Origin of the sequence: Pontibacter sp. HSC-14F20, assembly GCF_019599265.1 — a bacterium.
GTDB lineage: Bacteria > Bacteroidota > Bacteroidia > Cytophagales > Hymenobacteraceae > Pontibacter.
The window spans coordinates 53,311-71,835 of sequence record NZ_JAHZTC010000008.1; the positions used below are offsets into that span (position 1 = coordinate 53,311).

Consider the following 18,525-nt stretch of genomic DNA (forward strand, 5'->3'; position numbering starts at 1 on the left):
CTGTGTTGCCCGGGTATAACGAACTGCTCATTACTGAGATCATGTCCCGCGAGACACCGTCCATCGGGCTGCCAGCCGTTGAATATATCGAGCTGTACAATCCAACCGAAAAGGTGCTTACACTACGGTGCTTACACTACAAGGTATACGCTATGCTGATGTCACCTCTACAACGGTCCTGCCCAACGTGCTGCTGCAGCCCGGCGAGTATGCCGTGGTGGCGCCCAACACGCAGGTGGCCAATTTTACAGAATACGGTCACGTAATCGGTATCAGCAATTTCCCGAGCCTTAATAACACCGGCGAACTTCTGCAGTTGCGCCAGCCCAATGGTCGATTGATCTACGCCGTAAACTACAAAGACACCTGGTACCACGACAATGCCAAGCGTAACGGCGGCTGGAGCCTGGAGATGATCGACGTGACCAACCCCTGTGCCGGCTCTTAGAATTGGATGGCTTCTAACGACCCGCGAGGCGGTACGCCCGCTCAACCTAAGTCCGTAGCCACGTGTATACCTGACAACACGCCTCCAACACTATTGAATGTCACCGCGCTGGCACCTGACCGGCTGCTGCGTTTCAACGAGCGGCTCGACAGCGCACAGGTTGCAGATGCCGGTCGCTATACCTTCAGTCCGGCAGGTATAGGTATGGCAGCCGTACAGGTTGTCTCGCCTTTGTTTGAGGAGGTGGTGTTGCAACTCGGTGCGCCACTGCAGGAGCGGCAGCGCTATCCCTTAACCGCCACAGGTATACGCGACTGCGCCGGCAATCTGAGTTTTCAACCTCTGACGGCTACTTTTGCCCTGCCTTCTGCCCCAGAGACCGGCGATGTGGTAATCAACGAAGTGTTATTCAACCCTAGGCCCGGCGGCATAGATTTTGTGGAGCTCGTTAACCGCAGCGACAAATACATTAACCTGCAAAACTGGCAGCTAGCCAATACCAGCAACGACAGCATCGCCAACCGGCGTGTGATCACATCGGCCCCTTATGTACTGGAGCCCGGTCAATATGTGGTGCTCACGACCAATCCCGAGAACATCAAAGCCAATTACCCGGCAGCGCGCGAAGAGACATTTCTACAGATGGCTTCACTGCCGTCCTACCCCGATGCGGCGGGCTCGGTTATCGTGTTGCAACCCGACCGTCGAATTACCGATCGCTTCGATTACAGCGAACGCATGCACTTCAGCCTGATCGACGATCGCAATGGCATCTCGCTGGAGCGCATCCGGCTGGATGGCCCTACTACGCCAGATAACTTTCATTCGGCCGCGACCCCAGTCTTTGCTACACCGGGTTACCCCAATTCACAATCGCAGCCAGGTATAGCGGCGCAACGCATGTTCACGATAGAGCCCAGGGGCTTCTCTCCGGATGGCGATGGCTACAAAATTTCACTACTATCAATTACAGCACAGACCAAACCGGCTTCGTAGCCAATATCATTGTGTTTGATGCGCAGGGGCGGGAGGTGCGCAAGCTGGTTCCCAATGAACTGCTGGCCTCCGAAGGCTTTTTCCACTGGGACGGCATCCGGCAGGATGGCACCAAAGCCGCAATCGGTTACTACCTGTTTTACATCGAGTTGTTTGGCTTAGACGGACAAAAGAGCGTGCACAAAGAACGGGTAGTTATAGGAGGAAGGCTGTAAGGATTTAGGAAGGTATAGTTTTTAAGGACTGGTAGCGGTCTAACGTAGCTAACTGAAAGGTCTTTCTGTCATTTCGGCGCCCGGGAAAATCTGGAACAATGACTTTACTCCGGGGTATTCGAGCTTTTTCCACGCATTCAAATTTACAGCTTAAGGTGTTGGTGCTTAAGTTAGCGGCATGAAGCCATGTTCGCCTGATCCTGACAGTCAGTAGTTTAAAAATGTTAAGCCACGAAAGGTATAGCCATCCCCTCAAACTTATATTTAAACCTCTTAAACTAACCTTTTTAGAAGATGGCTAAGTATGTTAGCAACTATGTTGATAACTCGCACTTATCCACATAGGCTTGCTATTTTTTTTAGAATATACGTTTACTTCTGCTGTATATTACCAGCCGCCCCATAAAGCTGGGCTTTAATTTTAGCGTATTGGCTGCGCAGGTGATGCCGCCTTGCTTATGACTCCAATATATTGATCAGCAACATCACTTTAATCTGCTAAGAAGTGTGGGTTGAGTAGCAGGTATAGTACTTATACCTGCAGATAAATTTAACTTAAAATAGTTCCATGAGCCGGACTCTGTTATTACTTTACCTGAAGTGTGGCCGGTTGAGCCGATAATTGGCAAGACAGGCCAGGGCTATACCTAACGCGAATCAGAAAAAGAAGCTGTACCTTTGCAATTCGCTGCAGCCTTACGTAAAGACCAGTAGCCAATCAGCAACGCATTGCCATGAAGTTTGAAGACTACCGCATATCCGACGAGATCAAGAAGAGCCTGGACAAGCTTGGTTTCCGGAAGCCAACCGATATACAGTTCAAAGCGATTCCCCCGATCATGAAAGGAGAGGATGTGCTGGCCATTGCCCAAACGGGTACGGGCAAAACCGCCGCCTTTGCTATACCTGTGCTGGACAAACTGCAGTACGCCATTAACCGCCGTCGCTCCGATGGCATTAAGTGCGTAGTGATGGTGCCTACCCGCGAACTGGCTTTACAGATTACCGAGGTGTTTGAGGAGATTGGTCGCCATACCCGTGTTAAGACTTTTTGCGTGTTCGGAGGGGTAGAGCAAGGCCCGCAAATTGCCAAACTGGAGGCAGGTATAGACGTATTGGTCGCTACTCCGGGGCGCCTGTTCGACCTCGTTAGCCAAGGCTATATCCGTCTCGAACGGGTAGAGACACTGGTGCTCGATGAAGCAGACCACATGCTTGACCTCGGTTTTATTCACGACATCCGGCAACTGATTACCAAACTGCCACGCAAGCGCCAAACACTCTTCTTCTCGGCAACCATCAACGAAAAGATCAAGGACCTGGCTTATTCGCTCGTGAACAAACCGGTCCGCATCCAGATTTCCCCGAAGGATCCGGTTGCTAAAAATGTAGACCACTCGGTGATGTATGTGGAGATGGACGAGAAGCGCTTCTTTTTGGAGCGTGTCGTGAAGGAGAATCCGGATAAGAAGATACTGGCCTTTGTGCGCACGCAGGTGCGGGCTGAGCGCGTAGTGGCGGCGATGGAGCGCGTAGAGATCGCGGCCATGAGCATTCACGGCGGCAAAGAGCAAAAAGACCGGCTTGAAGCGCTGAAAAAATTTAAGAAAGGCGAGGTAAAGCTTTTGATCGCTACAGACGTGAGTGCGCGCGGTATCGACATCCCGAGCGTAGACTACGTAGTGAACTATGACCTGCCGGAGCAACCCGAAAACTACGTACACCGCGTCGGTCGTACGGGCCGGGGTATGGCCAAAGGTATAGCCGTGTCGTTTTGCAGCGCCGAGGAAAAACCGATACTCGACGAAATTCAGACCTACCTGACCAAAGACATCAAAGTGCTGCAGCTTGACCCCGAAGACCGCGAAGCCACCATCGACTTCAGTGCTGAGGCCAAATTTGACTGGAAAGCCCTAATGAAAGAAGCAGAAGAAACAGAGTCGAAAGTGAAAGCTGCTAAAGCCAAAAAAGCAAAAGCCAAGGCTAAAAAGAAGAAGTAATTTTAGCTATCTATACTATATAAAAGAAGCCTGCCAGACGATCTTGTTTGGCAGGCTTCTTTTATAAACAGGGCTAGGTATAAATACATAGGAGCAATTGCCTTCCGACACGATACCTTTAACAGCTATACCTGACTTGCAGGAAGCCGTTGCGGTATAATTTGTTTTCGGTTGGAATCAGCTTCAACTTATGTTCCTCGGTTTCTGCTGAGAATAGTGGAATGCCTTTGCCCAACACAATCGGAATATAGGTCAGGATGATCTCATCTAACAAACCTGCATTCAGCACAGTAGCGTTCAGTTGTCCGCCGCCTATCAGCCAAATGTCCTTCCCCGGTTGCTCTTTCAGTTTCTCGATGAAGTCTACCACCTGTTCTTTCACAAAAGAGACATGCTCCGTATTTATCTGCTCCGAGCGGCTAAATACGTAATTGGTCAGCTCCGGGTAAGGGAACGGCATTTCGAAACCCAGGATTTCGCGGTAGGTATTGTGCCCCATTAGGGTGGTGTCGATGGTTTGCAGAAAAGCGGTATAGCCGAAGTCTTCGTCCGGAATGTTGTATTTCTTGTCGTGCAGCCAGTCGATATTTCCGTCAGATCGGGCTATATACCCGTCGGTGCTGACTGCAATGTAAAGGATGATCTTTCTCATAGCGCTATAGGTACGTAATGCCGGCGCTCAGGTATAGCAGGTGAGGTATTATAATTAAAGCACAGCACTTTTTACTCGGTGCTGTTCCCCTGTACAGCCATTGTAGCCGATTGCCTTGTTTACGGGGCAGTAGCGCAGCATACCTGTCACAATAGGTATAACCCCGATAGCGGACAAGGCTTTGATATTATAAAATGCGCCCACACCAATAATGGCAAGGCCTGCCAATACACGAATCTTTTGTTCAGTCAATCCTACGTTACATTCCATACTCTTATCTTTCTATACTTTCTACTGTCATACGAGAGACCTGCGGGGAGATGTTCTAAATTGGTTCTATTATAATTTGGACAATCGGGATATAAAGTATACCTTATAGTGGCAATGCAAGCAATAAACAGAAATAGTGCCTTTTATGCAGCCCGGAGTGTATTACCAGAGACTGGCGCCTGGATGCTGGGCCTGCTGTTGCTGGCCGGTTTGGAGCCTGGGGGTGAGCACCTATTCAGTTTGTGTCCTGTAAGTTGGGTATGGCAGAGTGGTTGTCCGGGTTGTGGCCTGGGGCGTAGTATCGCTTATCTGTTTAGAGGAGAAATTATGTCTTCCTGGCAGGCCCATCCGCTGGGAGTACCTGCATTGTTGCTTCTAAGCTGGCGTGTGACGGGATTGTTGGCTCATTCCTGTAAACTATACCTGCATCACTCTAAATTATAAACTATGGCTAATGTATTTAATTTAATGCCCGAACTAGAGCCCGATGAGATGGCTTATGTTCAAGGCCTGCTGAATTCTATGGCGGATTACGAGGCGCAGCAGTTTGTGTCCGTTTACAGAGCCCGGCGCCGGGAGCCGTTGCTGGTGCTCATAACAGCAGTTATAGGTTTTTTTGGGGTGGCCGGTGTGCACCGTTTTGTATTGGGTCATATAGGGATGGGCTTGCTATACCTCTTTACTGGTGGCCTGTGTTTCATAGGCACTATTGTGGACGTGATTAACTACAAGCGATTAGCATTTGAATACAATATTAAGGAAGCGCAGCAGGCCCACGCAATTGTGATGGCTCAGTCAGGTGCTTACGGTAGCTCCGGTGATTACGGTGTTTAGCTTTTGTTACAAATACTGAGTTCGCTGTTATAACACCTTGTGTACAGAACGCGCATTTTTCTGTAAAACAGATTTGGTGAGGGGATAGGATTAAATTCTAAATCTTTTGTTGGAAAAATATCAGAATTATGGAATGATTTGGCCTTCAGTTTATTGCAAACCTCATTTTGTGGCTTTAAACACTCTCAGAGCATATTTTAAAAGGGTAGGAAAATATTACGAAGAATCTTTGTTAAGGTTTTGTTAAATGTTTTTAATGCCTATATTTGGAGATAAAACTATTCTATTATCTAATCTATTTATCAACAACCTAACAAAACAAGTGTAGTTTATGAAGAAAGTATTACTACTTAACTTCTTGTTTTTGTTTGCGCTTTTGGGCCAAGTAACGGCTCAGAGTCGAACGATAACAGGTAAAGTTACAGGGGCAGGGGACGGAGCACCTCTTCCTGGGGTGTCTGTAGTTGTGAAGGGTACCGCTACTGGTACAGCAACTAATGCAGACGGTTCATTCAGCGTAAACGTGCCAGATAATGCGAACACTTTGGTGTTCCGTTATATCGGCTTCATGACGAAAGAAGTAGCAGTTGGTTCGAACGCTACTTTAAACGTAGTTCTAGATCTCGATAATCAGCAACTATCTGAAGTTGTGATTACGACAGGCTATGGCAGCTCTACAAAAGAGTCTTTCACGGGTACTGCGAAAGTGGTGACTGCTGAAAAACTGGAGCGTAAAAATGTGCCAAACATCTCTCAGGCGCTTGCCGGTGAGGTTGCAGGTGTTCGTGTAATCAATACAAGTGGTCAGCCAGGTTCGGTTGCAACCATTCGTATTCGCGGTCTGGGATCTGTAAATGGTAACAGAGATCCTTTGTATGTAGTGGATGGCGTTCCTTTCTCAGGAGGTCTGAACTCTATTAACCCAGCAGACATTGAGTCAACGACTGTGTTGAAAGATGCAGCTGCAACTGCTATTTACGGATCAAGAGGTGCCAACGGTGTAGTTGTAATTACAACTAAAAGCGGCCGTAACCAGAAGTCTTACATAGAGGCTGATGCAAATTTTGGTACTAACATGGCTTTATTGCCGCGTTATAACACTATCAGCTCACCAGAGCAGTATATTGGGCTGAGCTGGGAATCTCTTTACAACCACGGTTCGATCATTAACAATGCGGACCCTGTAACGTATGCTAACGACCGTCTGTTCTCTACTTCAGGTATACGTACTGGCTACAACATGTGGAATGGTACAGCAGCTGATCTGATCGATCCTGCTACCAGAACGGTAAGATCAGGCGTAACAAGAAAATACGATCCGGAGAGATGGGAAGATTACGCTTTCCAAAACTCTGCCCGTAGAGAATACAATGTGAAGTTTGGTGGCTCTGCAGGTAAGACAAGCTACTTTACATCGTTCGGCTACCTTGACGATAAAGGTTACTCGATCAATTCTGACTATGAGCGTCTCTCAGCGCGTTTGAATTTGAGACAAGAGATCAATAAATGGTTAAATGGTAGCTTAAGCTTCAACTATGCCAGATCTGAAACTAATGCAGGCGGTCAGACTAGTGACTCAGGAAGCATTTTCTGGTTCGTTGATAATATTCCTTCTATTTACCCTCTTTTCAGAAGAGACGGTGAAGGCAACTTTATTGCAGACCCAATCTTTGGTGGCAACCAGTTCGACTACGGTGCTGAGGGCAATTTTGCACGCGGTTTCGGTGGTCTGACAAACGCAATTGCCGACGCTACTTATAATACCAGAAAGACAAACCGTGATGAGTTAAATGGTAGTGCTTCTCTTGATTTCAATATTACTGAAGGCCTGACTTTTGAAAACAGAATCGGTGCGCAGTACTATAACAACAAATATGGCTGGTTGAACAACAAGTTCTATGGTTCATCGGCTTCTCAAAACGGTAGCCTTGGTCTGACTAGAACAGAGCTTTTCAACTATAACCTGTTGAACTTGCTGCGTTATAACAGATCTTTTGGTCAGCATTCAATTGAAGTAATGGCTGCCCACGAAGCAACCAGATGGAGTCAAAATGTATTCTCTGCATCGGGCTACAACCTAGTTCGTGACGATTTGTTGGAATTGAGCAACACTGTTGTGAAAAACCCAACACAAGACTCTTACACAAACGCATATGCACTTGAAAGTTATTTCGCTCAGGCCAACTATGACCTAGATAAGAAATACTTCCTGTCTGCTACAATCCGTCGTGATGGTTCATCTCGATTTACAAAAGATAAATGGGGTACTTTCGGTTCATTAGGTGCTGCCTGGATGGTGTCTAACGAAGACTTCATGGAAAGCCAAACCATTCTAAGCTCATTGAAATTGAAGGCTAGCTACGGTCTGATCGGAGACCAGGCAGGTGTAGGCTACTACCCTGGTTATGATATCTACAACATTAATAACGTAAACAACCAGCCTGGCTTTAATTTCGACACGAAAGGAAATCCGGACCTGACTTGGGAAACGTCTAAGATGTTCCAGACTGGCGTAGAATTTGGATTAGGCAATTATCTGTCTGGTAGCATCGACTACTACATCAAGAATACAGATGACCTGATTTTTAGCAAGCGTACTGCAACTTCCCTGGGTTATGCAATCATCACTTCTAACGAAGGATCTTTAAAAAACCAAGGACTTGAGTTTGACCTTACTGGTCATATCTTAAAAACTAGCGACTGGCGTCTAGACCTGTCAGTGAATGGTGAAATGTTCACAAACAAACTGACAGCAATGCCGATTGACCCAGAGACTGGCAAGGAGAAAGCTATCGACGTTCAGGCTCCTTATGGATGGGCTGTGGATCACTCTATCTTCGATTTTTATATGCGTGAGTTTGCTGGAGTTGATCCGCAAGATGGTAGAAGCATGTGGAACGTTCACTATGTTGATGCTAACGGTAATGGTGCATTTGACAATGGTGAGCAGATTGGCAGCTTAACCGATTATTTGGTGAAAAATCCAGAGCAGGCTAACAATATTCTGGAAAGTACTACTAAGACATATTCTCAAGCAACTCAGAAATTTGTAGGCAAGTCAGCTATACCTAAAGTGAGAGGTGCATTCAACCTGTCAGCAGGTTACAAAGGATTTGACCTGGGTGTGCAGATGCTGTATAGCCTTGGAGGTTATGCATATGATGGTGCTTATGCGAGCTTAATGCACAGTGGTGCAATAGGCAGCAACAACTGGCACCAGGATATTACGGGCAGATGGCAGCAGCCGGGTGACATTACTGATGTTCCTCGTCTTGCTAACAACCAGGATGCTAACGTGATTTCTCAGTCAACTCGCTTCCTAACAAGAGCTGACTACTTGGTACTTAACAACGTACGCTTAACTTACACATTGCCTACTTCATTGATAAGCAAATATGGCGTAGGTGGACTTTCAGTATGGGTATCTGGCGACAACTTGTGGCTGAGCACTGTTCGCGATGGATTTAACCCATCTACTGCAGAAGCTGGTAGCTCTAACACATACCGTTATTCGCCTCTTTCTACAGTAACTGCAGGCCTGAGAATAAAAATCTAATTTAATTTGAGTTTCAAAATGAGAAAAAGTTTATATATACTTGGTATAGCTGCTCTCACACTGGTTTCAACTGGCTGTGAGAAGGAGTTCCTAGACGAGCAGCCTACTGCAGACATCACGCCTGAGCTAATTTCTGAGGCGTCAGCTAAAGACCCTAAGCTCCTGAACGCCTATCTGTCGGGCATCTACTCTACTATGTACCTGACTGGTACGGGCGGCACAACAGGGCATGATGACTTTGGTCAGAAAGGCTACGACATCTACATGGATATGCTTGCTTCGGACTTGGTGTTAGGTGGTGTAACTTACGGCTGGTATTCGGGTGTTGCCCGTTACCAGGTTACCCAAGACTTCACACAGAATGCTGCTTACATACCTTGGAGATACTACTACCGTATTATCTTTGCTGCAAACGGTTTGATTGAACTGCTGGAGTCAGCAGAAACCCTGACACCTCAGCAGAGCCAAGCCTTTGGACAAGCCAAAGCACTGCGAGCCTATGCTTACTTCTACTTGACGCAGCTTTACTCAAAAGGCTATGGTACTGGATCAGAAAAAATCCTGCCAGTATACACGGATACTAAAACGCCGTCTCAGCCTAAAAGTACCTCAGCTGAAGTTTTTGACCTTATCATAAGCGACCTTGAGGATGCCGTTGTAAGGCTAGAGGGTTACAGCAGAACTGCAGGAGCTAAGTTTGAGATAAACCAGAGTGTTGCCAAAGGACTGCTTTCTTATGCCCTGATGGCAAGAGGTACAGCTCAGGATCTCGCTCGTACAGCTCAGGTAACTGACGAAGTGATTGCAACTGGTGGATTCAAGCTGCTTGAGAAAGACGAAGTAGTAGCTATGTTTAACGAAGCTGGTCAACTTACTAATGGTTCGAAAGCTGGTTTCAACAATATAGCAAGCCCGAGCTGGATGTGGGGTATGGACTTAGTACTTGACTATGGTCTGAACCTAATCTCCTGGTGGGGTCAGGTGGATATGTTCTCATATAGCTATGCATGGGCAGGTGATCCTAAGGAAATTGACCAGAACCTGTATGACGCTATCCGTGCAGATGATATCCGTAAGAAACAGTTTGGTGCTACTAATCTTCAGCCACGCAACAAATTCTTCGATCCTGCAAGAGTTATTGGCGGACAGCGTTACATCACGACCGACTACGTATACATGCGTATAGAAGAAATGTACCTGCTAAATGCTGAAGCCAAAGCGAAGATGGGGCAGGATGGTCCAGCTAGAGATCGTCTGAAAGAACTTCTAGCTAAACGCATAGAAGATTACAGCTATGTTGATAATTTAGCTGGTCAGGCGCTTGTTGATGAAATACATCTACAGACTCGTATCGAGCTGTGGGGTGAGGGTAAGTCATACCTGTCTTTGAAGCGTAACAAAACTTCAGTGACAAGAGGTGAAAACCATTTGTTCTTCCCGAACCAGACATTCACATGGGATGCCGATGAATTAACATTCAATATACCACAAGCAGAGGTTATTAATAACCCAGTGCTAAACGACTAATCTTTAGTTGTATAAAAATAGATAAGCCGTCTTCGAAAGAGGACGGCTTATTTTTTTATGTAAATTTATGGAAGAAGCATTGTGTTTAGGCCTTAACTGTAACATGACATATTCTAAATGAGGAAATCCTATATCTATACCGCGCTCGGTGCGGCCTGCTTCTTGTCAGGTGCCTTTGTGATGAAGCTGGCTGATGACAAGTTAACAGTCAACATGCTGCGTAGCGCCCAACAAATGATAGGGCTGAGTTTCACGGATGCGCAACTGGATTCAGCAACTGCCAGTGTCGCAGAGTTCCGGGAAAGCTATCAGCGTGTAAGAAAACAACCATTATCGAACGATGTGGCACCTGCTCTGCAGTTTAACCCTATACCTGTCGGGTTTGAATTTGAGCAGAAGCGGGAAAAGTTTGAAGTGGTGCGCAGGAAAGGTATAAAACTACCTGCCAACAGAGAAGAGCTCGCTTTTTATTCAGTGGCTCAACTAGCTGAATTAGTACGTACGAAGCAGATCAGCTCTGAGGAACTTACCAAATTCTTTATAAATCGTCTGAAACAGCACGGGCCTACGTTGCAATGCGTAACGAGCCTGACGGAAGAACTAGCCCTAGAACAAGCCCGACGTGCAGATCAGGAAATAAAAGCCGGGAAATACAAAGGGATGCTACACGGTATACCTTATGGCGTGAAAGACCTGCTGGCCACTAAACGTTACAAAACAACCTGGGGCTCTGTACCTTATAAAGATCAACAAATTGACCAGGATGCCACGGTTGTAGAACGACTGGAACAGGCAGGCGCAGTACTGGTTGCCAAGCTCACACTAGGTGAACTGGCGATGGGGGACGTGTGGTATGGCGGCAAAACCCGCTCACCTTGGGACATCTCAAAAGGCTCTAGCGGCTCATCAGCCGGATCAGCTGCAGCTGTAGCAGCAGGCTTGCTGCCCTTTGCTATCGGTACCGAAACGTTAGGCTCTATTGTGTCACCTTCAACAGCCTGTGGTACAACAGGACTGCGTCCAACCTTCGGTCGGGTGAGCCGGCATGGGGCTATGGCTTTGAGTTGGTCAATGGATAAAATCGGACCTATTGCCCGCTCTGCGGAAGACTGTGCTATTGTGTTCAGTGTCATTTATGGGCCAGATGGAAAAGACCTGACCGTAGTAGATGCTCCTTTTAATTACAACAAGAACATTGATGTAAAAAAGCTGCGTGTAGGTTATCTGCAAAAAGACTTTGAGCGGGACTACCCTTTTAAAGAAAACGACAAAGCTACGCTGGAAGTACTTCGGAAAGCAGGTATAGAACTGGTGCCAATCGAACTGCCGAATCTGCCTGCACGCGATCTGACGATGACCATTTCGGTGGAAGGAGCGGCAGCTTTCGACGAACTGACCCGCAGCGGCCGCGATAGCCTGATGGTGCAGCAGCATAAGAATGCCTGGCCAAATATTTTCCGGGCAGGTCGTTTTGTTACCGCTGTAGAGTATTTGCAGGCGCAACGGGTACGCTCTCTGATCATTCAGCAGATGCATGAGAAACTGAAAGGTATAGACGTATACCTGAGTCCATCTTTTGCGGGCAGTAACCTGGTGATGACAAACCTGAGTGGCCATCCGTGTGTGGTGCTGCCGAACGGTTTCCAGAAAAATGGCATGCCGACTACGATCACCTTCATGGGGCAACTCTATGGTGAGGCAAAAGTACTGGCGCTGGCCAAGCTATACCAGGACCTGACAAACTTCGACGAACAGCGCCCGCCTATGGCGCTTACTGACAAACAGTAAATAGTATGGCCCTAAACAAAAGTCGATAAGAACCACTTTTTGGTAATTTTGGATTTTATAGCTTATTTTTATCTCAAACAACAATCTAATCAAATCATCTAATATGCTTCTTAAGAAGAAAGCCCTTCTCCTGGTGTCCTGGCTCATGCTGGCTGGCGGCGCCACTATACAGGCGCAGGAAAACAGCAGCAAACTGAGTGTGGAAAAGATCATGCGCGACCCAACCTGGATTGGCACCTCACCGAGCAACGTTTTCTGGTCAGAGGACGGCAAGAAGATTTACTTTAACTGGAACCCGGAGGCTAACCGCAGAGATTCGCTCTACAGCGTGTCAGCAAACGGTGGTAACCTGCAAAAGGTGAGTGCACAGGAACGACGTGCTCTGCCTGGAACCTGGAATGCCCGCTATAACAGAGCCAAAACACAAAAGGTATACGAAAAGAACGGCGACCTATACCTGTTAGATGTTAAGAGCGGTAAGACGCAGCAGATCACCAATACAGTAGAGCGTGAGAACAGCCCTTCGTTTAGCCATGACGAGAAAAAGGTGGCCTTCGTAAAGGATGGCAATCTATACCTGTGGACGATTGCAAATGGCCAGTTAGTTCAGCTAACAGACTTCAAAAAGGGAAACAAACCAGCAGCGGAAGGCAAAAACCCACAGCGTGACTGGCTGAAGGAGCAACAACTGGCTCTTCTACAGATTGCACGCGACCGTGAAGCAGACAGAGAAGCAGCTAAAAAGCAACAAAAAGCTGATTCTCCGGCCAGACCAAAAAAAATTTACATAGGTGACAAATCTGTTGACAACATTGTGCTGAGTCCTGATGAGCGCTACATCAGCTACCGCATGGTGACGCGCCCTAAAAATGCTAAAGTGGCAATTGTGCCTGATTTTGTGACTGAATCAGGGTATACCGAGGATATCAACACCCGCACAAAGGTAGGAGATGCCCAAGCTACTTTTGAGTCATTTGTGTATGACATTGGCAGCGACACCACTTATGCGCTACAGGTAGCAGGTATAGAAGGTATAAACGATCAACCGGCCTACCTGCGCGACCGTGATACAAAAGCAAGCATAGCCAAAGAGCCGGCCTCCAAAACTGCTAAATCAGAAGTTCGCACCGTAACCATGTTTGGTCCCGTTTGGTCAGACAATGGCAAGCATGCCGTGATGGTGGCCCGGGCAGCCGATAACAAGGACCGCTGGATTCTGAAACTCGACCCGGCTTCTGGCAAGCTGAGTACCCTGGACCGACAGCGTGACGAAGCTTGGATCAGCGGACCAGGTATAGGCTACGGCACCGGCGATGTAGGTTTCATGCCGGATAATGAGCATGTTTGGTTTCAGTCAGAGGAAAGTGGTTACTCGCACCTATATACCGTAAACCTGAACAATGGCAGCAAGAAAGCCCTTACGAGTGGCAAGTTCGAAGTTTCCGGTCCTCAGATTTCCAAAGACAAAAAGAGCTGGTACTTCACAGCAAATAAGGTACACCCAGGGGAGAAGCATTTCTACAAAATGCCGATCAATGGAGGAGAGATGACCCAGCTGACTTTTGGTGTTGGTGCGCACGAAGTAACACTGTCGCCGGACGAGAAGAACATGGCCATACGCTACTCGTATAGCAACAAGCCTTGGGAATTATTTGTACAGGACAATAAAAAAGGAGCCAAGCCACGGCAGGTAACGCAATCACTTACCGAGGAATTTAAATCTTACAACTGGCGTGAGCCGGAGGTAATCAGTTTCAAGGCGAGTGACGGAGAAGATGTGTATGCCCGACTGTATCGTCCGGAGAAGGCGGTGGCGAACGGGCCAGCTGTGGTCTTTGTGCATGGAGCCGGCTACCTGCAGAACGCCCACAAATGGTGGAGCTCTTACTTTAGAGAGTATATGTTCCACAACTTCCTGGCCGACAATGGCTATACGGTGCTGGATATCGATTACCGCGGCAGCGCTGGCTATGGCCGCGATGTGCGTACCGGTATCTACCAGTTCATGGGTGGCAAAGACCTGAGCGACCACGTGGATGGTGCCAAACTGCTTGTGGACAAGTATAACGTTGATCCAAAACGCATCGGCATTTACGGTGGTTCATACGGCGGCTTCATCACACTGATGGCTATGTTCACAGAGCCGGATGTGTTTGCAGCCGGTGCAGCCTTGCGATCCGTTACAGACTGGGCTCACTATAACCACGGTTATACCTCCAACATCTTGAACGTACCACAGCTAGATAGCCTGGCTTATGCTAAAAGCTCACCGATCTATTATGCGGAAGGCCTGAAAGGAGCGCTCCTGATCTGCCACGGTATGGTGGATACGAATGTGCACTTCCAGGATGTGGTACGCCTGACGCAGCGCCTGATCGAGCTAGGCAAAGACAATTGGGAACTAGCTGTCTACCCGGTAGAGGACCATGGCTTTACGGAGCCAGCCAGCTGGACCGACGAATACAAGCGCATCTACAAACTCTTCGAGGAAAACTTGAAGAAGTAAACTAATCGTTTCAACTAATTAAAAGCGTGAAGTGCGAAAGTGCTTCACGCTTTTTTTATGGCATCTGGTCTGCTTTTCTAACTGCGCAGCTACTGTGATTTTGCACAGGCTTTTTGCTTGCTGTAAGCAAATCAAGTAGTGTAGGTTTAATTAGGATAGATGAAAAAGGCAGCTGGTTCCAACAACTATTTTCTATGTTGCAGGCATCCTATATAGGTAGTACAAAGTTGTGTAGGTAAAAAATATCCAATTGAGTTTGGGGCTTATTGTAGGTATACAAACGGTTTTCGGCCGTTTTTCCAATTTAAAGATGAAAGTAAAAGTGCAGGTAGTTCTTATTTAAATATAATGACAAGATTTTGAGTTGGAAAATTTATATTTGAATGAAGTCTGTATAGGGTTTTTGTATATTACTTAATATTAGATAATTACATTCTTGTTAGGGGCTGCAATAACGGGAAAAATGTGTTCAGTAGAGATAGGGGCATGTTTTTTTCGATGTCAGTTTACATTAAGTATTTGATGTTGTAACTTTAGGTATCTATTCAAACACAATTTTACCAATTTACCTAATCTTACTTTATGAAAAAAGTTCTATTAATGGGCTTGGTGATGTTGTTCGCCCTGGTTAACCAGGCGTGGGCGCAAAGCCGAACCATCTCAGGTCGGGTAACCGATGCTGGGACAGGACAACCACTACCAGGTGTAGGTGTGGCAGTGAAAGGTACTACCGTTGGAACGTACACTGGAGTTGAAGGTGACTTCACCGTGAACGTGAACGGAGACGATGCTACCCTTATAGTTTCCTACTTGGGTTATGTTAAGCAGGAAATCAGCACGACTGGTCGAACTACCATCAATGTGCAGCTACAGGAAGACAGCAAAACGCTGTCGGAAGTAATGGTGGTTGCCTACGGTACTGCGGATCAGAAATCATTTACGGGTTCCGCTTCCGCAATCAAGTCTGAGTCGATTGAGAAACTACAGGTAAACGATGTGACCAAAGCGCTGGGTGGTTTAACACCAGGTGTACAGGTTGTGCAGAACAGCGGTCAGCCAGGCTCTACTGGTCAGATCCGTATACGTGGTATCGGTTCAGTTGCCTCTTCTTCTACTCCGCTTTACGTAGTGGATGGTGCGCCTTACTCTGGTGACCTGAATGCCATCAACCCGAACGACATCGAATCGATGACAGTGCTGAAAGATGCAAGTGCTGCTGCTCTTTACGGTTCACGTGCAGCCAACGGTGTAGTGGTGATCACGACAAAAGGCGGCAATGCTCCTAAGAAGCCAACCATCACTTTTGGTGCCACCTATGGTATCTCTGACTTCGCTGTAAAAGATTACAAAACAGTTAATCCGCAGCAGTTCTATGAGTTAACCTGGGAAGCGCTGCGTAACGATGCAAAGTCAAACAAAACCCTATGGGAAGGTAAGTTTGCTTCTCCTGAGGAGTATGCCTCAAAGAATGTTGTAAGCCAGATTGCAGGCGGATCAGCAAACGGCCAGCAGTACAACCCTTACAGCGATGCAGAGCCAATTGGCCTTGACGGTAGACTGAAAGGAGGGCTTACGCCAGCCTGGGAAGACGACTGGAGAGACGCGCTTTACAGAAAGGCTACCCGTCAGGAGTACGATTTCGGCATCCAGGGTGGTAACGACAAAACCAACTACTACTTCTCCGGTAACTACCTGAATCAGGAAGGTGCCTTTATTACTTCCGGCTTCAAGCGCTATACTTCCCGTCTGCGCGTAAGCTCACAAGTTACAGACAGAATCAAGTTTGGTGTAAATGCCCTGATCGCTAATACAGACCAGAATGCCCCTACTTCCAGCGGTACCTCTTTCAGAAACGTGGTATCATGGGGTAGAAACATCGGGTCTGTTTATCCAATCTACAGAAGAAGAAGTGCTGATGGTACGTTTATTTCTAACCCATCTGAGTTCGACTTTAACGCAACCCGTCCTTACGGCGGTAACAGCAACCCGGTAGGTACAACAGAACTGGACATGCTGAAGCGCAATGTACTTACCTGGAGCCTGAACACTTTTGGTGAAGTTACACTTCCTCTAGACCTGAAATACAAGACTACTTTTGCGCTGACAGGTGACAACACTAAGGACTTCACGTTCTACAACCCGAACTTTGGTGACGGCGCCGGTGTAGGCGGTCGTGGTACGCAGTGGAGAAGCTCTTTCGTAGAGTACACCATCAACCACATCCTGAGCTACAGCAAAGCATTTGGTCAGCACCAGATCGACGCCTTGGGTGGTTTTGAGGCATTCAACTACCAGTATGACTACATTTATGGTCAGAAGACCAACTTCCTGGCACTGCCTGGCTATACTGAGCTAGATAATGCTTCGACTATCACTGATTTGAGCAGCCAGTCAGACAGACGCTCACTGATGAGCTACCTGGGTCAGGTTAACTACAACTTCATGGACAAGTACTACCTGTCTGGCTCATTCCGTCGTGACGGTTCTTCTCGCTTCCATACAGACCACCGTTGGGGTAACTTCTTCTCTATTGGTGGTTCTTACAGAATTACGCAGGAAGATTTCATGAGCGCACTGCCTTGGGTAAACGATGCGAAACTGCGTGCCAGCTACGGTACTTCCGGTAACGAAGGCCTGTTAACTTCTGGTGGCGGTGTAGACTACTACGCTTACAGAGGCCTGTATACCTCAGGCTACAGCGACCTGGGTGCTCCTGGTATCATCCTGGACAAACTGGAAAACCGTGTACTTTCATGGGAAAAGCAGGCTGCCTTTAACGTAGGTATCGACGCGACAATCTTCGACAGGCTGGATGTTTCCTTCGACTACTACAACAGAACTTCCAAGGACTTGTTGTTCAACAAGCCGCTGTCTCCCTCAAGTGGTTTCACATCTGTGTTTGACAACTTGGGAGCCATGAGAAACAGAGGTGTTGAATTGAACGTGGATGCGAGAATCATTGATGGTGAGAGCTTTAAGTGGTCTGCCAACGTGAACGCTGCGCACAACAGAAACGAACTGACAGAGCTGCCACAAGAAACTATCTTGATGGGTACAAAGCAGCTGAAAGTAGGCCGTTCTATCTATGACTTCTTTATCCAGGATTTCGCAGGTGTTGATCCTAATACTGGTCTGAGCATGTGGTACAAAGACGTAAAAGACGCTGAAGGTAATGTAGTTGATAAGGTTACGACTTCAAACTACAACGAAGCTGGCCGTTACTATGTGGGCACAGCACTGCCAGATCTGACAGGTGGTGTTACCAACAACTTTGCCTATAAGAACTTCGATCTAAGCGTGTTTTTCACATACAGCGTTGGTGGCGAGATACTGAATACTGACTACAGTAACTTGCTGCACGGTGGGGATAGACGTGGAAATAACTGGCACACAGACATCCTGAACAGATGGACGCCTGAGAATACCAGCACTGATGTACCAAGATTAGGAACAGCACAGACACTAAACACGAACGCTACTTCATCCAGATTCCTTGTAGATGCTTCGTACCTGCGTCTGCGTAACGTGACGTTGGGCTATACACTGCCTCAGAATCTGCAGGATAAAGTTGGTCTGAAGAATGCCAGAATCTTTGTACAGGGTGACAACCTGTGGACACTGTTCAAAACACCAGGTCTGGACCCAGAGCAAAGCATTGATGGTATCACAAACAGCCGCTTCCCAACACAGAAAACTGTATCGGTAGGTGTGCGTGCAACTCTGTAAAAACTTA

General features: G+C 47.3%; 13 protein-coding genes. 11 read left to right on the forward strand and 2 right to left on the reverse strand.

Annotated elements, in window-relative coordinates:
• Window positions 1-127: 127 nt before the first annotated feature.
• The 4 genes from K3G39_RS20820 to K3G39_RS09565 all read left to right on the forward strand — a co-directional run bounded on the left by K3G39_RS20820 (window position 128) and on the right by K3G39_RS09565 (window position 3,659).
• The gene (locus K3G39_RS20820) at window positions 128-448 is read left to right on the forward strand and encodes a hypothetical protein (RefSeq protein ID WP_255594213.1); all 321 of its coding nucleotides are present in this window, start codon (window positions 128-130) and stop codon (window positions 446-448) included.
• 6 nt (window positions 449-454) lie between these two features.
• Window positions 455-1,444 (forward strand): lamin tail domain-containing protein, encoded by a 990-nt coding sequence (locus tag K3G39_RS20825; protein ID WP_255594214.1) that lies wholly within the window; start codon window positions 455-457, stop codon window positions 1,442-1,444.
• An 11-nt stretch (window positions 1,445-1,455) separates the two neighbouring features.
• Window positions 1,456-1,659: a hypothetical protein gene (locus K3G39_RS20830; protein ID WP_255594215.1), complete on the forward strand. Its 204-nt coding sequence runs from the start codon at window positions 1,456-1,458 to the stop codon at window positions 1,657-1,659.
• 734 nt (window positions 1,660-2,393) lie between these two features.
• Window positions 2,394-3,659: a DEAD/DEAH box helicase gene (locus K3G39_RS09565; RefSeq protein WP_220625967.1), complete on the forward strand. Its 1,266-nt coding sequence runs from the start codon at window positions 2,394-2,396 to the stop codon at window positions 3,657-3,659.
• Window positions 3,660-3,777: 118 nt separating this feature from the next.
• Here K3G39_RS09565 and K3G39_RS09570 read toward each other — a convergent pair whose 3' ends face one another.
• Together K3G39_RS09570 and K3G39_RS09575 are read right to left on the reverse strand one after the other, a co-directional pair.
• Window positions 3,778-4,311, reverse strand: coding sequence for a dihydrofolate reductase family protein (locus tag K3G39_RS09570; protein ID WP_220625968.1), 534 nt, complete (start codon window positions 4,309-4,311; stop codon window positions 3,778-3,780).
• 54 nt (window positions 4,312-4,365) lie between these two features.
• Entirely contained in the window at window positions 4,366-4,581 is a 216-nt protein-coding gene (locus K3G39_RS09575) for a DUF2892 domain-containing protein (RefSeq protein ID WP_220625969.1), read from the reverse strand.
• Window positions 4,582-4,764: 183 nt separating this feature from the next.
• Here K3G39_RS09575 and K3G39_RS09580 point away from each other — a divergent pair, with 183 nt between their 5' ends.
• From K3G39_RS09580 to K3G39_RS09610, 7 genes are all read left to right on the forward strand, one after another.
• A complete protein-coding gene (locus tag K3G39_RS09580; RefSeq protein ID WP_255594230.1) occupies window positions 4,765-5,025 on the forward strand; it encodes a DUF2752 domain-containing protein in 261 nt (86 codons plus the stop codon).
• 3 nt (window positions 5,026-5,028) lie between these two features.
• On the forward strand, window positions 5,029-5,415 hold the full coding sequence (locus K3G39_RS09585; protein WP_220625970.1) for a TM2 domain-containing protein: 387 nt from the start codon (window positions 5,029-5,031) through the stop codon (window positions 5,413-5,415).
• A gap of 331 nt (window positions 5,416-5,746) precedes the next feature.
• The gene (locus tag K3G39_RS09590; protein ID WP_220625971.1) at window positions 5,747-8,971 is read left to right on the forward strand and encodes a SusC/RagA family TonB-linked outer membrane protein; all 3,225 of its coding nucleotides are present in this window, start codon (window positions 5,747-5,749) and stop codon (window positions 8,969-8,971) included.
• Between the two features lie 18 nt (window positions 8,972-8,989).
• On the forward strand, window positions 8,990-10,498 hold the full coding sequence (locus K3G39_RS09595) for a RagB/SusD family nutrient uptake outer membrane protein (RefSeq protein WP_220625972.1): 1,509 nt from the start codon (window positions 8,990-8,992) through the stop codon (window positions 10,496-10,498).
• Window positions 10,499-10,615: 117 nt separating this feature from the next.
• Complete coding sequence (locus tag K3G39_RS09600; protein WP_220625973.1) at window positions 10,616-12,286, forward strand: amidase; 1,671 nt, start codon at window positions 10,616-10,618, stop codon at window positions 12,284-12,286.
• 103 nt (window positions 12,287-12,389) lie between these two features.
• Window positions 12,390-14,792 (forward strand): prolyl oligopeptidase family serine peptidase, encoded by a 2,403-nt coding sequence (locus tag K3G39_RS09605; protein ID WP_220625974.1) that lies wholly within the window; start codon window positions 12,390-12,392, stop codon window positions 14,790-14,792.
• A 582-nt stretch (window positions 14,793-15,374) separates the two neighbouring features.
• Window positions 15,375-18,518, forward strand: a complete 3,144-nt coding sequence (locus K3G39_RS09610; protein ID WP_220625975.1) for a TonB-dependent receptor — start codon at window positions 15,375-15,377, stop codon at window positions 18,516-18,518.
• Window positions 18,519-18,525: the final 7 nt, after the last annotated feature.

Excerpts from the sequence above, each read along its gene's own strand:
- K3G39_RS20825 (WP_255594214.1), top strand. The coding sequence starts at position 455 with ATGGCTTCTAACGACCCGCGAGGCGGTACGCCCGCTCAACCTAAGTCC.
- K3G39_RS09565 (WP_220625967.1), top strand. The coding sequence starts at position 2,394 with ATGAAGTTTGAAGACTACCGCATATCCGACGAGATCAAGAAGAGCCTG.
- K3G39_RS09570 (WP_220625968.1), bottom strand. The coding sequence starts at position 4,311 with ATGAGAAAGATCATCCTTTACATTGCAGTCAGCACCGACGGGTATATA.
- K3G39_RS09575 (WP_220625969.1), bottom strand. The coding sequence starts at position 4,581 with ATGGAATGTAACGTAGGATTGACTGAACAAAAGATTCGTGTATTGGCA.
- K3G39_RS09580 (WP_255594230.1), top strand. The coding sequence starts at position 4,765 with ATGCTGGGCCTGCTGTTGCTGGCCGGTTTGGAGCCTGGGGGTGAGCAC.
- K3G39_RS09585 (WP_220625970.1), top strand. The coding sequence starts at position 5,029 with ATGGCTAATGTATTTAATTTAATGCCCGAACTAGAGCCCGATGAGATG.
- K3G39_RS09590 (WP_220625971.1), top strand. The coding sequence starts at position 5,747 with ATGAAGAAAGTATTACTACTTAACTTCTTGTTTTTGTTTGCGCTTTTG.
- K3G39_RS09595 (WP_220625972.1), top strand. The coding sequence starts at position 8,990 with ATGAGAAAAAGTTTATATATACTTGGTATAGCTGCTCTCACACTGGTT.
- K3G39_RS09600 (WP_220625973.1), top strand. The coding sequence starts at position 10,616 with ATGAGGAAATCCTATATCTATACCGCGCTCGGTGCGGCCTGCTTCTTG.
- K3G39_RS09605 (WP_220625974.1), top strand. The coding sequence starts at position 12,390 with ATGCTTCTTAAGAAGAAAGCCCTTCTCCTGGTGTCCTGGCTCATGCTG.
- K3G39_RS09610 (WP_220625975.1), top strand. The coding sequence starts at position 15,375 with ATGAAAAAAGTTCTATTAATGGGCTTGGTGATGTTGTTCGCCCTGGTT.